Here is a 14,291-nt window from a genome sequence, read left to right on the forward strand (position 1 = left end):
TTAAAATGGCATATGTTTTTTTAACCATCCTATGGACTGTCCATGCGTTTTCCGGTTTCTTTTTCCTTGCGCGTTCTGCTCCCTTGTCTGCTGCTATTGACCGCTTTGCCCGGCCTGTGCGCCGGGGCGCCACCGTTCGATGACAAGTTCCGCCAGCTGGAAGAAATACTGCCCACGCCGAATACCTACCGCACGGCGTCCGGCGCACCGGGCCACGCCTACTGGCAGCAGCGCGCCGATTATGTGATCCACGCAGCGCTCGATGAAAAGCGCCGCGCCATCACGGCCAGCGAAAAGATCACCTATCACAACCGGTCGCCCGACAGCCTGCCATACCTGTGGCTGCAGCTGGATCAGAATGGCATACGCAAGGATGCGGACCAGCGCCGCGTCCTGAGCGCGCCGTCGCGCCAGGCCTGGCTGAGTGGCAATGAAGATGAGGCGCTGAAGTTCGAGGACTTGCGCGCGATGGACGCAGGGCGCGAATTCGACGGCGGTTTTAACTTGAGCGCCGTGACGTCGGCGGATGGCAAGCCGCTGCATTACGTCATCAACCAGACCATGCTGCGCATCGATCTGCCGGTGGCGCTGGCGCCGGGCCAGAGCGTGAGTTTTACTATCGCCTGGTCATACAACATCAATGACCAGAAGGTGCTGGTCGAGCGTTCCGGCTATGAGCATTTTCCTGACGAAGACAATACGATCTTCCAGATCGCACAGTGGTTCCCCCGCATGGCCGCCTACTACGACGCGGTGGGCTGGCAAAACAAGCAGTATCTGGGTACCGGTGAATTCGCGCTGGAATTCGGCGACTACGAATTGTTCCTGACGGTGCCGGCCGACCATGTGGTGGCCGCCACGGGCGAGTTGCAGAATGCGTCCACGGTACTGAGCGCGGCCCAGCGCGAACGGCTGGCGCGGGCGAAGAACAGTGCTACGCCGCTGCTGGTGATTACGCCAGACGAAGCGCTGTCCGCTGAAAAGGGCCGCAGCACGGCCACCAAAACCTGGCACTTCAAGGCGCAAAATGTGCGCGACGTGGCGTGGGCGTCCAGCCGCAAATTCATATGGGATGCGCAGGGGCTCGACAGCGGCGGCAAGCGCGTGATGGCCATGTCCTTTTATCCGAAAGAGGGTAATCCGCTGTGGCAGCAATACAGCACGCGCGCCGTGGTGCACGCCATCGAACAGTACAACAAGTACAGCTTCGATTATCCCTACCCGAACGCGATTTCCGTCAACGGCGCCGTGGGCGGCATGGAGTATCCGATGATCTCGTTCAATGGTGGGCGCCCCGTCAAGGACAAGAAAACCGGCGTTGTCACCTATTCGAAAACGGCAAAGTATGACTTGATCAGTGTGATCATCCATGAGGTGGGCCATAATTATTTTCCCATGGTGGTCAATTCCGATGAACGCCAATGGGCCTGGATGGACGAGGGTATCAACTCGTTTTTGCAGTACCTGGCCGAGCAGGCCTGGGAAGAGGATTACCCGTCCTGGAATGGCGAACCGCGCAAGATCGTCGACTACATGCGCAGCCAGAATCAGGTACCGATCATGACCAATCCCGAGTCGGTATTGCTGCTGCCGCAGAATGCCTACGACAAGCCGGCTACCGCCCTCAATATCCTGCGCGAAACCATCCTGGGACGCGAGCTGTTCGACTTCGCCTTCAAGGAATATGCGCGCCGCTGGAAGTTCAAGCGGCCCACGCCAGCCGACTTTTTCCGCACCATGAAAGATGCTTCCGGCACGGACCTGGACTGGTTCTGGCGCGGCTGGTTTTATACGACCGATGCGGTCGATATCAGCATCGACGGCATCAGCGAATATGGCGTCAGCACGAAGAATCCCGAGATCGAAAAGGCGTGGAGAAAAGCGCAGAAGGCAGCCCAGCCCCTTTCGATTTCCAGCCAGCGCAACAAGCTGCTGTCCAAGAAAATCGATAGCGATCCGACCTTGAAGGATTTCTATAACGAGCACGATGACTACACCATCACCAACAAGGACCGCAATAGCTATGCGGAAGAGCGCGAAGCGCTGGAGCCGTGGGAACGCCAGTTGCTGGAACAGCGGGCCCGGGGCAAGCATATCTACCTGGTCGATTTTTCCAACCTGGGTGGCCTGGTGATGCCGCTGATACTGGAAATCGAGCTGGCCAGCGGCAAGAAGCTCATCGAGCGCGTGCCGGCCGAAGTGTGGCGCTATAGTCCGAAGAAAATCAGCAAAGTGATCATCACCGACGAGCCTATGGTGGGCCTGGTGCAAGACCCGTATTGGGAGACGGCCGATATCGACGTCAGCAACAATGCCTGGCCGCGCAAGATCACGCCATCACGCCTGGAATTGTTCAAGCAGGACCGCGACAAGAATAACCTGATGAAGGATTTCAATACGCCGCTGAAGGGGGCGGAGGCCAAATAGGCGGTGAGATGCTTATGCTGCCAGCTCCAGTTGCAAGGCTACCCGCATGCCCGCTGCCGCCGCCATATTGACGAGGGTATCGATTGAGAAAAGGTTGATTTTGCCACGCAAGAGATCGGAGATACGTGGCTGGGTCACACCGAAAACCTGGGCGGCTTCGACTTGGGTCAAGCCGCTGCGGGTGAGATGGTTTTTCAGCGCCATCATCAGTTCGGCACGCACATGCAGATTGGCGCTGGCATCTGGCGTGTCGGCGATAGCGTCCCAGATGCTGGAGAATTTTTCCTGGCTCATACGTTGAGTTCCTTTATTTTGAGCTCTTTTAATAAGTCCTTGTAGCGTGTTTGAGCCAGATGGATATCCATCTGGCTGGTCCGCTGGGATTTCTTCTGGAAACAATGCAGGACATAGATTACATCCATAAATTTAGCCACATAGATGACGCGGAAGGCACCAGAGCTATCGCGAATACGAATTTCATTGGCGCCAGGGCCTATCGTTTTCATGGGTTTCCAGTCATCCGCATCTTGCCCATGCTGGATTTGATGTAGCTGGTAGCCTGCTTCATTTTTCGCTGGCTGTGGAAAGTCGCGCAGATCCGCAAGCGAGCTGCCTCTGAACACCACTGGTTTGGCGTCGTCCATGGTTGGAGTATACAATATTTTATATATTTATGCAATCACGCGCACCAGCCCTCTAAAAATTCCGAGACGTGGATTTTTCCGCCAGCGCCGCGCCGGAAGTGCTATTCTGCGCGACGCCCGGCGTACACTTGCCGGTGCTTTCGCAATCATTCAAAAGACGACCATGCAAACTTTGACCTTCCTGCGCGCGCTGGGCTGTGCGCTACTGTGCCAGGCCTCCCTGGCTGCGCACGCCGATCCTCTCAGCTATGCGCGCTACGACCAGGTGCGCACGCGCGACCTGCAACTGGACCTGAAAGCCGACTTCAAGCAAAAGACCCTGTCCGGCTATGCCGAACTGTCGCTGAAGTGGATCGATCCGGCGGCCAACACCCTGGTGCTCGATACGCGTGACCTGGCCATCGCCAAGGTGCAGGTACAGGACAAGCGCGGCGCATGGCAGATGGCGCCGTATCAATTGGATAAGCTTGACCCGGAAAAGGGCCAGGCGCTGCGCATCACCACTACCGGCCAGCCTGAAAAAGTGCGTGTGTATTACCACACGGCGCCGGGCGCCATCGCACTGCAGTGGCTCACGCCGCAGCAAACCATGTCGGGCAAGCTGCCCTTCATGTTCAGCCAGTCGCAAAGCATCAACGCCCGTTCGTGGGTGCCGTCGCAGGATACGCCAGCCGTGCGCTTTACCTACAGCGCGCGCATCGATGCGCCAGCGGGCATGCGCGTCGTGATGAGCGCCGAGAATGACGAAAAGGCGACCGGCAAGGGTGGCTGGAAATTCAGGATGCCGCAGCCGATACCATCGTATCTGCTGGCGATTGCCATCGGTGAACTGGACGTGCGCAAGCTGGGCCCGCGTTCGGCCGTGTATGCCGAACCACCGCGTATCAAGGCGGCCGAATACGAGCTGGCCGATACGGAAAAAATGATCAAGGCGGCCGAGTCGCTGTATGGTCCATACCGCTGGGGGCGCTACGACATGATCGTGCTGCCGCCATCGTTCCCTTACGGCGGCATGGAAAACCCGCGCCTGACCTTCCTCACGCCGACCATGATCGCGGGCGACCGCAGCCTGGTCGATCTGATCGCGCATGAACTGGCCCACTCGTGGTCGGGCAACCTGGTCACCAACGCGTCGTGGAAGCATATGTGGCTCAACGAAGGTTTCACCACCTACGTCACCACGCGCATCGTCGAACAGCTGTACGGCAGCGAAGTGGCGCAGATGGGCGTGCAGGTAGACCAGGAAGAACTGGCCGCCGAAATCCGCGAACTGCCGGCTGCGAAAACGGCACTGGTGACGCGTGATGCGGACGCCAATCCATCAGAAACCTATACCGACGACGGCATCATTTATCCAAAAGGCGCCTGGTTCCTGGCCACCATGGAGCGCCGCGCCGGCCGCGCCGTGTTCGATCCTTTCCTGCGCGGCTGGTTCGACCAGCATGCCTTCCAGAGCGTCACGACCGACCAGTTTGTCGATTACCTGCGCAAGAATCTGCTGGCGCAGCATCCGGACGTGATGCCGGAAGCGGAACTGAACGACTGGCTGTATGGTACCGGCATTCCTGCCAGCGCGCAGCATGTGGTATCGCCCCGTTTGACCCTGCTCGACCAGCACCGTAACGCCTGGCTGAAAGGCGAACTGGCGACCAAGGAACTGGGCATGGACAAGTGGGTGGCGCTCGAATCGATGCACTTCCTGAACGACATCAATGGCAAGGCCAGCGCCGCGCAGATGCGTGAGCTGGACCAGGTGTATGGCGTCGGCAAGAGCGGTAATAATGAAGTGGCTTACCGCTTCTACCTGGCGTCCGTGAACGCCGGCTACGATGTGCACCAGCCGTTGCAGGCATTTTTGCTGAGCGTGGGCCGCCAGAAGTTTGTCGTACCCCTGTATGGCGCGCTGATGAAGACGCCGCAAGGTCACGAGTGGGCCAAACAGGTGTACGCCAAGGCGCGTGAACGTTATCACCCGGTGACGCAGGAAAGCGTCGATAAATTGATGGCCGCGCAAGCACATTGATCCCATTCTGGAGTTTTCAAGCATGAAAAATACGAACAAACTGCACTGCATGACCGTCGCCATCGTGCTGGCGTTTTCCAGCGCGGCCTTGCCGGCCATGGCTGCCGGTACTGATGCTGCGCCTGTCGTGGCTGGCGCAACGGCAGCCGTGCCGGCCTTCGACCTGGACCAGGATGTCAACAGCGCCCTGAAAACCTTCGATGTGCCGGGCATTGCGATTGCCATCGTCAAGGATGGCAAGGTCATCGCGGCCAAGGGTTTTGGCGTGCGCAAGCTGGGTGATCCGGCGCCGGTCGACGCCAAGACGCTGTTCGAAGTGGCGTCCAACTCGAAAGGCTTTACGGCGGCCACGCTATCCATGCTGGTCGACGAAGGCAAGCTGGCCTGGGACGATCCGGTGACCAGGCATTTGCCCGGTTTTCAGATGTACGATTCCTACGTGACGGGCGCCATGACCATCCGCGACCTGCTGACGCACCGCAGTGGCCTGGGCCTGGGCGCTGGTGACTTGCTGTGGTGGCCGACCACCACCTTCAGCACCGATGAAATCATCGAAAAGCTGCGCTACATCCGTCCGGCCACGAGTTTCCGCAGCAGCTATGCCTACGACAATCTGCTGTACATCGTCGCCGGCAAGATCATCGCTGAAAAGACGGGCAAGACCTGGGGCGAGGCCGTGCATGAACGCATCCTCACGCCGCTGGGCATGACGTCCACCACCACCAGCCTGGCCGAAAACGCAGGCAATCCGGACGTCGCGAACGCGCACAGCAAGATCAATGGCAAAATCGCCGCCGTCAAATCGATGCCGGTGCCGAACGCCGTGGGCGCCGTCGGCATCAACACGAATGCGGAAGATATCGCCAAGTGGATGATGGTGCTGCTCGATGGCGGCAAGATCGCCGGCGTGAAGGACAAGGACGGCAAGCAAGCGCGTCTGTTCAGCGAAAAGCAGGGCCGTGAAATGTGGTCCGAGCAAACGCCGGTGAAAATCGGCGAGCCGAAACCGGCGCTGGCCGCGACCAAGCCGAACTTCAGCGCCTATGGCCTGGGCTTCCAGCTGCGCGATTACAAGGGCATGAAAGTGGCCATGCACGGTGGCGCACTGCAAGGCTTTTATTCGCGCGTGGTGATGGTGCCGGAAGCGAAACTGGGTGTGGCGATTTTGACCAATGCCGAGAATGGCGGCTCGATGACGGCGCTGCAATGGCGCATCCTCGACCATTACCTCAATGCCGCACCGTCGGACTGGATCAAGCTGGTAGCCAAGGTGGAACAGGACCAGCACGAAGCCGAAGTCAAAAAGGTGGGCAATGCGTCGAGCGCGCGCGCCGCAAAATCGCAGCCTTCGCTGCCGCTGGTCTCGTATGACGGTGAATACGAAGATGCCTGGTATGGCAAGGTCGTGATCAGGCATGAAGGCAAGAAGCAGATCCTCAGCTTCACGCGCACGCCAGACCTGACGGGCGAGCTGGAACACTTCCAGCACGATACCTTCATCGTGCGCTGGAAAGAGCGCAACTTCAACGCCGACGCCTATGTAACGTTCTCGCTGAACCCGGACGGCAGCATCGACCGCGTGAAGATGGCGCCCGTCTCGGCCGAAACGGATTTCAGCTACGACTTCCAGGATTTGAACCTGGTGCCGGTGAAAGCCAGGGCAGACAAGAAATAAACGCAGCCGCGTAATAGCAAAAGGCCACCGCAAGGTGGCCTTTCTGATTGGTGGCCCCGCTCTTGATTACTGCTTGATGAACTTCAGGGTCATGCGGTCGCTCTCGCCGATGGCCGTGTATCTGGCGCGGTCGGTATCGTTGTTGGCATAGGTGGGCGGCAGCGCCCAGACGCCGCCCTGATGGTCGGCATTGTCCTTGGGATTGGCGTTGATTTCCGACTTGGCGGCCAGTTTGAAACCCGCGCTTTCAACCAGGCGTATCACATAGGCTTCATGCATATAGCCGGTGCTGGCCTGTGCATCCTGCGCCTTGCTGGCGGGCAGGCGGTGCTCGACGATGCCGAATACGCCACCCGGTTTCAGGCTGTCATGGACTTCCTTGAACAGCGTTTTCATGCCATCTTCGCCGATCGGTATCCAGTTATGGATATTGCGGAAGGTCAGCACCATGTCGGCCGTGCCCTTGGGCGCGATGCGGTAGGTGGCCGGTGGTGCAAAGGCGCCGATTTCCACCTTGCCGAAAGCGGCCGGATTGGTATCGAGCTTTTGCTGGAAGCGGGCCGCGCTCTTGCGCGCGCCTTCGCTGGCGGACTGCGGGTCGCTGCCGGCGGCGATCAGCTTGCCGTGGTCGTGCAGATACGGGCCCAGAATCTCCGTGTACCAGCCGCCGCCGGGCGCCAGTTCCACCACCGTCATGGTGGGCTTGATGCCGAAGAAGGTCAGTGTTTCGTACGGGTGGCGGGCGCTGTCGCGCACTGCGTTGGCGGGTGTGCGTGCGCTGCCGGCAATCGCCGCCTTCAGGGCTGCGTCACCGCTGTCGGCAGCCACTGCGGCGCCGCCGCTGCAGGCCAGCATGGCGGCCAATACTGCGGCCAGGGATACGCGCTTGCTCATCGTGTGCTCCATCATATGCTCCATATGTGTGGGAATCGGTTGGCGGCTATCGCCATCAATCCCGATCATCAGGCAAGCACGCGCGCCGGTCAAGCGGATTGTGCCGACCACGCCGCGACGTAGTCGGGCGCCTCGCTGGTGCACAGCACATCGGCGATGGCTGGGCCGCGGCCGTGCGTGAAGGGCAGTTCTCCCGTCCATACCGTGTGCAGCAGGTCCGCCTCGTCGTCTTGCGGGCCACCGCTGCGCTGCTTGACGGCGCATTCATCAAGCGCGATGCGCAGCACCGTGGTGGCGGCATATTCCTTGTCGCTGCCACCGCGCACCTGCGCCTGGCGGCCTGGGACCAGCTTGTCCATCAGCGCTTCCATGGCCGCATGCTGCAGGGCGATGTCATCGACTTTCTCGAACTGGCCATAGACCATCGCCGAGCGGTAATTCATGGTGTGATTGAAGGCCGAGCGGGCCAGTACCAGGCCGTCCAGATGGGTGACCGTCACGCAGGCGTCGCCATCGTCCAGCAAGCGCTTGAGCATGCGGCTGCCGTTCGATCCATGGATGTACAAATGTTCGGCTATGCGCCAGCAGGCGGTGGGGATGCAATGGCTGCCCAGCGCATCGGAAAAGGCGATATGGCACAGGTAGGCGTCATCGATGATGGCGTGTACGGTAGCCTGCTCGTAGCTGGCCAGCTCGGCCACCCGGCGCACGCGGGTACGCACGCTGGGCGGTGCTGCAGGAATAGGGTGGTCGGTCATGGCGGCAGTCCTGTAGATGAATGGCAGAGTGCGCACTATAATCGCTGGCTGGTTCTGAAAAAAGATCCAGAACCCAGTAATAATTTAGAGCCACGATGCAAAGGAAGGTACGATGGACTACAGCCTGCTGTTCGCTAGTTTCGAGCGCGAGCACCGCGAGCGGGGCTGGCCGCGCCAGCGCCTGCTGCATGAATGCCTGCGCACGGCGATCCGCACGGGCCAGCTGGCGCCCGGCATGCGCCTGGCAGCCACGCGCGTGCTGGCGCAAGAATTGGGTCTGGCGCGCAATACGGTGCTGTATGCCTATGAACAATTGGCCAGCGAAGGCTTGGTGCTGGCCGGCCGAGATGGCACGCGGGTGGCGGGCAGCGCCGGCATGCGTGTAGCGGCGCCGGCGGCCGAAGGCCTTGGTGCTTTGTCGCGCCGCGCCACGCATTTGCGTGGTCTGGCCGGGCAGGATGGCAATGCCTCGGTGGTGTTTCCGGCCGATGTGATGGGCGCGTTTGCACCGGGCGTGCCAGCGCTCGATGAATTCCCGCTGGTTCAATGGCGGCGCATGCTGGACCGGGCCTGGCGCGCCGTGTCGCCGCGCCAGCTCAATTATGGCGATCCGGCCGGCGAGCCGCAGTTGCGTGTGGCGATCGCCGAGCATGTGCGCGCGGCGCGCGGCGTGGCCTGCGATGCAAGCCAGGTGTTCATCACCGATGGCACGCAGAGCAGCCTGGAAGTGTGCTTGCGCGCGTTTGCCGACCAGGGCGACACCTTGTGGATCGAGCATCCCGGTTATGGCGGCGCGCTGGCGGCAGGGCGCGCCGCTGGCCTGGAGGTGATGGGCATCCCTGTCGATGCCGACGGCATGGCGCCCGGCGAGCGTGACTGGGCCGATACGCCGCCGCGCTTGATCTACACCACGCCCTCGCATCAATATCCCACCGGTAGCGTACTGAGTCCGGCGCGCCGTTTGGCCCTGCTAGAACGCGCCCGTGCGGCTGGCGCGCTGATCCTGGAAGACGATTACGACAGCGAATTTCGCCATGGCGGGCCACCGCTGGCAGCCATGCAGGGCCTGGTGAACGATGCGCCGGTGGTGTATCTAGGCACCTTCAGCAAGACCATGTTCCCTGCGCTGCGCATCGCCTTCATCGTGGTGCCGGCGGTCTTGGCCACGGCGTTCGCACAGATGCAGGCGCAGTGCGCCGTGCGCGGCCGCGCCGCCGAGCAGCTGGCGCTGGCCGAATTCATCCGCAGCGGCCTGTTTGCGCGCCATGTGCGGCGCATGCGTCGCTTGTACCGACAGCGCCGCGATGCGCTGTCAGACGCCTTGCTGCGCCATGCGTGCGCTGGCGCCAGCGTGCATGGTGGTGCGGCCGGCATGCATCTGGCGCTGCGCTTTGACGATCCCGCATGGGATGATCTTGCACTGAGCCGGCGCGCCGCGCAGGCGGGTATCGTGGCATTGGCGCTGGGTGCGCACGCCACCGGCGAGCGGCCCGGCTGGAGCGGTTTTCTGCTCGGTTATTCGCAGGTGCCGGCCGAGAATATGGATGGCCTGGCGCGCCAGCTGGGGGCCTTGATTTACTGCTGATCCAGCATCCACTGTTTCAAGCCATTGACCCAGTTTTTGGCCGGCAGGTTGTACTGTTTCTTGATGGCTGCGGCGCGTTCGTACAAGTCGCTGAAATCGAGAGAAGGCGACTTTTTGAAGGCCAGTACCACGATGTTTTCATCTTGCAGTTCAGGTACCCAGACGACGGCGTCGAACACCAGTTCCATCGCCTGCAGATTCTTGTCGTAGCTGGAGAAATCGCCAAACACATTGGTGGTCATGATGCCGTCGTCGCTCAGACAATCGAAGCAGGCTTGATAAAACTCGGGCGTGTCGAGCACGGGGCCGCGCGCTTCTTCGTCGTACAGGTCCACCTGCAGCACGTCGACTGTGCCATGGTTGCTGGTGTCGAGCACGAAGTCGAGCGCATTCATTTCGCGTACGTCGAGGCGCGCGTCATTCGGCGGCAGCGCGAACTGGGCGCCGCAGATGGCGATGATGTTGGGATTGAGTTCGGCCACCGCCACGCTGGTCTCGGGAAAGCGGCGGTAGCTGAACTTGGTCAGTGCGGCGCTGCCCAGGCCCAGTTGCACGATGCGTTTGGGCTGTGGCTTGAACAGCATCCACATCATCATCATTTGCACGTATTCGAGCTCGATGGCGTCGGGTTTGTCGATGCGCATGGCACCCTGCACCCACTTGGTCCCCAGGTGCAGGTAGCGGATGCCGCGGTGTTCGGTGATGGTGGCGGGAGGGTGGTCCGGATGGCTGAAGGCGGTATTGCTGTTGTTGGTGAAGTCGGTATGCATGGCGCCAGTGTAGCAGCCCCTATAAAAAAGACGCCGCAGCGTCTTTTTTGCAGAAGGCCTCAGTTGCGGCGCCGGCGCACCGCGTAGCCGATCAGGCCCAGGCCCGCCAGCAGCATGCCGTAGGTCGCCGGTTCCGGCACGGCCACGATGTTGAAATTGCCGCCATAGCTGCTAATGCCGCGCGAGATGCCGGTAATGGTCAACACCAGCGGTGCAGTCGTGGCCAGATCGCCGACCGACGCGGCGCCGGAAAAAGTCGAGCCGCCGCCGCTGGTGGCATACAACTGCAGCGCCACCCCGTTCAGGGTCGCCGACAGGAATTCGATGAATTGGTTGCGGTTCACGCTGATATTGACGAAGCCGCCGTTGACGAGGAAGTCGCCGGTCGCCGGACCAAAGGTAAAGGTGTCGATAAAACTGTCGGCCACATGGTCCGCGCCGAAGTGTGCAGTCCACTGGGGTGCGCTGCCAGCGAGCGTGACGTCGACAGTCTTGTTGTCGGCGGCATATACGCCGCCAGCCGACACGGCAAGCACGGCTGCCAGTATCAGTGATTGTAGTTTCATGTTTGCCCCGCAAAGATAGTTTCGATGAGTAGCGAGCTCAGCTTTAAGCACGCCTGAGGAATACCTTATAGGCAAGACTTTTTATTGTCAATAATGTATTTATAAATCGAAACAGATGAGTAAATAGCTTATTGCTAACTACGGGGCAGGGTGTTGCGGATTATTTTTGACATGAATCAAAGTGATGTATTTTTAATACAGATAAATATTTTAAAAGCAATCAAATCGCTAACTGTTTCCTTCAGCGACAGGCAGGATCATGGTCACGGCCAGGCCGCCGCCATCGCGGTTGGACAGGGCGATGCGGCCGCCATGGGCTTCGGCGATTTCGCGCGCCAGCGCCAGGCCCAGGCCGGTGCCGCTGCGCTTGGTCGAGTAAAAGGGCACCAGCGCGTTTTCCAGCACGGCGGCATTCATGCCCGGGCCACGGTCGCGCACTTCGATGCGCAACTGCCCCAGAGCCTGGCTGACGTGCAGGCTGATGTGCTGGGGCCGGGAACCCGATTCACGCGCATTCTTGAGCAGGTTGAGCAGCGCTTGCTGCATCTGCGCCGCATCGAAGATGGCTGGCTGCGCAGGAGGCTGGCCGTCGAGCGTGAACGCGATTTGCGAGGCCAGTGTATCGAGAAACGCTGGCCAGTCGTAGCTGGCCAGGTGTGGCGTGGGCAGCTTGGCAAAGCTGGCGTAGCCGAGGATGAAGGTTTCAAGGTGCCGTGTGCGTTCCTCTATCGTGGCGAGAATTTGCGGCAGGCGCTCGGTCTGGCCACGCCTTACCAGTTCGGCGCCGGAATGGGCCAGCGAGGCCAAAGGCGCCAGCGAATTGTTCAACTCATGGCTGATCACGCGGATGACTTTTTTCCAGGTTTGTACTTCCTGGCGGCGCAGTTCATGCGTCAGCTGGCGCAACAGCAGCAGTTCGTGCTGGCGGCCATTCAGGCTGAAGCGCCGCCGCGCCAGGTGATAGACCTCTTCCTCTTCCCCTTCGCCGCTGGCGAACAGACCGTCCTGGCCGCGCGTCAGCGCGTCCGCCAGCGCCGGCGAGGATTGCTGCACGATGTCTGCCAGCCGTTGGCCTTCCAGCCGGCATCCCTGGTGCAGCAACTGGCGCGCCGCCAGGTTGGCGTACACGATGGCACTGCCTTCGGCCACCAGCAGCATGGCCACCGGCGTGTTTTGCACCATGGTGTCGAGCAGCAGTTCGCGCTGTACCAGGTCGAGGCGCTGCTTGCGCAGCACGTCGCCCAGCGTGTTGTGCGCGTCGACCAGGTCGGACAGTTCATCGTTTTGCGGCCAGCGCAGGCTGAAGGCAAAGTCACCGTCCTGATAGCTGGCGACCGTGCCGCTCAAGGCGCGAAACAGTGACAGCATGGCCTGCAGCTGGATGCGGATGGTGATGACGGCGATCGGCACCACGCACAGCAGCGATAGTCCCATCACCAGCCATGGCTGGTCGGGAAAAAAATGCACCAGCAGCAGGGCGATGCCGATGCCGAGCACCATCAGGGTGCCGATCAGCGCTGTCCAGCGGGTCAGCAAGGACATGCGCAGAGGCAGCCGTGGCGTGGGCGTCGGCATCAGGCGCGATCGATGCCCAGGCGCTCCATGCGCCGGTACAGCGCCTGGCGCGACAGGCCCAGTTCCTGCGCCGCCTGCGTCACCACGCCTTGCGCGCGCGTCAACGCTGCGATGACGCTGGCGCGGTCAGGTTCGGCCACCGCCGCATCACCGTCGGCCCTGGCGCGCAGCAAAGGCAAGCCCAGTTCTTCGGCGTGGATCACGGGGCCAGGCGTGAGCAGGCTGGCGCGCTGCATGACGTTTTTCAGTTCGCGCACATTGCCTGGCCAGCCGTAGGCCATCAAGGTCGCTTGCGCCTGCGCGTCCAGGCTCTTGCCGGCGCCCAGGAAATGCCGCGCCAGCACCAGGATGTCGGACTGGCGCTCGGCCAGCGGCGGCAGGCGCAGTTCGATCACATTCAGGCGGTAGAACAAGTCTTCGCGGAAGGTGCCGGCGCGTATCATGGCCGGCAAATCGGCATTGCTGGCGCTGATCACGCGCACTTGCACCTGGCGTTCGCGGTTCGAGCCCAGGCGCTCGAAGCGGCCCGTTTCCAGCACCCGCAACAGCTTCATTTGTCCGGCCAGCGGCAAATTGCCTATCTCGTCGAGAAACAGGGTGCCGCCGTCGGCCGCGTCGAACTTGCCGTCGCGTGCGCGGGTGGAACCCGTGTAGGCGCCCGCTTCGGCGCCGAACAGTTCGGCCTCGATCAGGTCGACCGGCACGGCGCCGCAATTGAGCACCACGAAGGGGCCGTCGCGCACTGCCGAATTGGCTTGCACGATGGCGGCGATGCGCTCCTTGCCGCTGCCATGCGGGCCGCTGATCAGTACGGAAACATCGGCGCGCGCTACCTGGCAAGCCAGGTGCACCACGCGCTCGGTGACCGGGTCTTGCCATACCATCCCGCGCAGGTCGAAAGACGTTTCCAGCGCGTGCCGCTGGCGCTGTTCCTGCACCAGGCGGCTGCGCAGCGCCTGATTGGCCTGGCCCAGTTCCAGCAGGTTTTGCACCGAGGCGATCAGGCGCCGGTCATCCCACGGCTTGGCCAGGTAATCGGCCGCGCCGGACTTGATCAGGTCGACGGCCGCGTCGAGCTGGGTCCACGCCGTCAACAGGATCACGGGCAAGTCCGGATGGCGCGCGCGTATCGCATGGAACAGCGTCACGCCTTCTTCGCCCGAGGTAGTGTCGGCCGTGAAGTTCATGTCCTGTATCACCAGGTCGATGGCCTGGCCCTGCAGCAGCGCCAGGCCCTCTTCGGGCGAGGCGGCGTGCAGGGAGTTGATCTCATGCAGTGAGAACAGCACGTCGAGCGCGATGGCCACGGCGGCATTGTCGTCAATAATCAGTACGGTAGGCATGGGCGCAGCATAGCACTGTCACGGCTGATGT

12 protein-coding genes are annotated in these 14,291 nt (G+C 61.4%); 4 read left to right on the forward strand and 8 right to left on the reverse strand.

The window, feature by feature from the left end; all coding sequences use genetic code 11:
• The first annotated feature begins 42 nt into the window (after positions 1–42).
• Positions 43–2,427: a M1 family metallopeptidase gene (locus HDE72_RS01430; RefSeq protein ID WP_183736968.1), complete on the forward strand. Its 2,385-nt coding sequence runs from the start codon at positions 43–45 to the stop codon at positions 2,425–2,427.
• Between the two features lie 12 nt (positions 2,428–2,439).
• Here HDE72_RS01430 and HDE72_RS01435 read toward each other — a convergent pair whose 3' ends face one another.
• On the reverse strand, positions 2,440–2,721 hold the full coding sequence (locus tag HDE72_RS01435) for a helix-turn-helix domain-containing protein (protein WP_183736969.1): 282 nt from the start codon (positions 2,719–2,721) through the stop codon (positions 2,440–2,442).
• The gene (locus HDE72_RS01440; RefSeq protein ID WP_183736970.1) at positions 2,718–3,071 is read right to left on the reverse strand and encodes a type II toxin-antitoxin system RelE/ParE family toxin; all 354 of its coding nucleotides are present in this window, start codon (positions 3,069–3,071) and stop codon (positions 2,718–2,720) included. The genes HDE72_RS01435 and HDE72_RS01440 overlap by 4 nt, the downstream gene beginning before the upstream one ends.
• A 163-nt stretch (positions 3,072–3,234) precedes the next feature.
• Between HDE72_RS01440 and HDE72_RS01445 the strand changes: the two genes are divergently transcribed.
• Both HDE72_RS01445 and HDE72_RS01450 read left to right on the forward strand, forming a co-directional pair.
• Complete coding sequence (locus HDE72_RS01445) at positions 3,235–5,094, forward strand: M1 family metallopeptidase (protein WP_183736971.1); 1,860 nt, start codon at positions 3,235–3,237, stop codon at positions 5,092–5,094.
• 22 nt (positions 5,095–5,116) lie between these two features.
• A complete protein-coding gene (locus tag HDE72_RS01450; RefSeq protein WP_183736972.1) occupies positions 5,117–6,769 on the forward strand; it encodes a serine hydrolase in 1,653 nt (550 codons plus the stop codon).
• 66 nt (positions 6,770–6,835) lie between these two features.
• Here the strand turns inward: HDE72_RS01450 and HDE72_RS01455 are convergent, their stop codons facing one another.
• Both HDE72_RS01455 and HDE72_RS01460 read right to left on the reverse strand, forming a co-directional pair.
• Positions 6,836–7,663 carry a class I SAM-dependent methyltransferase gene (locus HDE72_RS01455; protein WP_260176345.1) on the reverse strand — a complete coding sequence of 276 codons (828 nt, stop codon included), beginning with the start codon at positions 7,661–7,663 and terminating at the stop codon, positions 6,836–6,838.
• Positions 7,664–7,752: 89 nt separating this feature from the next.
• Positions 7,753–8,421 (reverse strand): pyridoxamine 5'-phosphate oxidase family protein, encoded by a 669-nt coding sequence (locus tag HDE72_RS01460; RefSeq protein ID WP_183736973.1) that lies wholly within the window; start codon positions 8,419–8,421, stop codon positions 7,753–7,755.
• Between the two features lie 112 nt (positions 8,422–8,533).
• On the opposite strand from HDE72_RS01460, the gene pdxR reads away from it, so the two are divergent.
• A complete protein-coding gene (gene pdxR, locus HDE72_RS01465) occupies positions 8,534–10,006 on the forward strand; it encodes a MocR-like pyridoxine biosynthesis transcription factor PdxR (protein WP_183736974.1) in 1,473 nt (490 codons plus the stop codon).
• Here the strand turns inward: pdxR and HDE72_RS01470 are convergent.
• From HDE72_RS01470 to HDE72_RS01485, 4 genes are all read right to left on the reverse strand, one after another.
• Entirely contained in the window at positions 9,997–10,776 is a 780-nt protein-coding gene (locus HDE72_RS01470; RefSeq protein ID WP_183736975.1) for a spermine/spermidine synthase domain-containing protein, read from the reverse strand. The two genes, pdxR and HDE72_RS01470, sit on opposite strands and share 10 nt — an antisense overlap.
• Positions 10,777–10,835: 59 nt before the next feature.
• The gene (locus tag HDE72_RS01475; RefSeq protein WP_183736976.1) at positions 10,836–11,342 is read right to left on the reverse strand and encodes an FxDxF family PEP-CTERM protein; all 507 of its coding nucleotides are present in this window, start codon (positions 11,340–11,342) and stop codon (positions 10,836–10,838) included.
• Positions 11,343–11,570: 228 nt separating this feature from the next.
• The gene (locus HDE72_RS01480) at positions 11,571–12,884 is read right to left on the reverse strand and encodes a sensor histidine kinase (protein ID WP_183736977.1); all 1,314 of its coding nucleotides are present in this window, start codon (positions 12,882–12,884) and stop codon (positions 11,571–11,573) included.
• A 32-nt stretch (positions 12,885–12,916) separates the two neighbouring features.
• Positions 12,917–14,260, reverse strand: coding sequence for a sigma-54-dependent transcriptional regulator (locus tag HDE72_RS01485; protein WP_183736978.1), 1,344 nt, complete (start codon positions 14,258–14,260; stop codon positions 12,917–12,919).
• Positions 14,261–14,291 lie beyond the last annotated feature (31 nt).

The sequence above is a fragment of the Janthinobacterium saanense genome, assembly GCF_014200675.1.
In the GTDB taxonomy this organism is placed as follows: Bacteria; Pseudomonadota; Gammaproteobacteria; order Burkholderiales; family Burkholderiaceae_D; genus Janthinobacterium.

Excerpts from the sequence above, each read along its gene's own strand:
- pdxR (WP_183736974.1), top strand. The coding sequence starts at position 8,534 with ATGGACTACAGCCTGCTGTTCGCTAGTTTCGAGCGCGAGCACCGCGAG.
- HDE72_RS01470 (WP_183736975.1), bottom strand. The coding sequence starts at position 10,776 with ATGCATACCGACTTCACCAACAACAGCAATACCGCCTTCAGCCATCCG.
- HDE72_RS01445 (WP_183736971.1), top strand. The coding sequence starts at position 3,235 with ATGCAAACTTTGACCTTCCTGCGCGCGCTGGGCTGTGCGCTACTGTGC.
- HDE72_RS01435 (WP_183736969.1), bottom strand. The coding sequence starts at position 2,721 with ATGAGCCAGGAAAAATTCTCCAGCATCTGGGACGCTATCGCCGACACG.
- HDE72_RS01475 (WP_183736976.1), bottom strand. The coding sequence starts at position 11,342 with ATGAAACTACAATCACTGATACTGGCAGCCGTGCTTGCCGTGTCGGCT.
- HDE72_RS01455 (WP_260176345.1), bottom strand. The coding sequence starts at position 7,663 with ATGAGCAAGCGCGTATCCCTGGCCGCAGTATTGGCCGCCATGCTGGCC.
- HDE72_RS01485 (WP_183736978.1), bottom strand. The coding sequence starts at position 14,260 with ATGCCTACCGTACTGATTATTGACGACAATGCCGCCGTGGCCATCGCG.
- HDE72_RS01430 (WP_183736968.1), top strand. The coding sequence starts at position 43 with ATGCGTTTTCCGGTTTCTTTTTCCTTGCGCGTTCTGCTCCCTTGTCTG.
- HDE72_RS01450 (WP_183736972.1), top strand. The coding sequence starts at position 5,117 with ATGAAAAATACGAACAAACTGCACTGCATGACCGTCGCCATCGTGCTG.
- HDE72_RS01460 (WP_183736973.1), bottom strand. The coding sequence starts at position 8,421 with ATGACCGACCACCCTATTCCTGCAGCACCGCCCAGCGTGCGTACCCGC.
- HDE72_RS01440 (WP_183736970.1), bottom strand. The coding sequence starts at position 3,071 with ATGGACGACGCCAAACCAGTGGTGTTCAGAGGCAGCTCGCTTGCGGAT.
- HDE72_RS01480 (WP_183736977.1), bottom strand. The coding sequence starts at position 12,884 with ATGTCCTTGCTGACCCGCTGGACAGCGCTGATCGGCACCCTGATGGTG.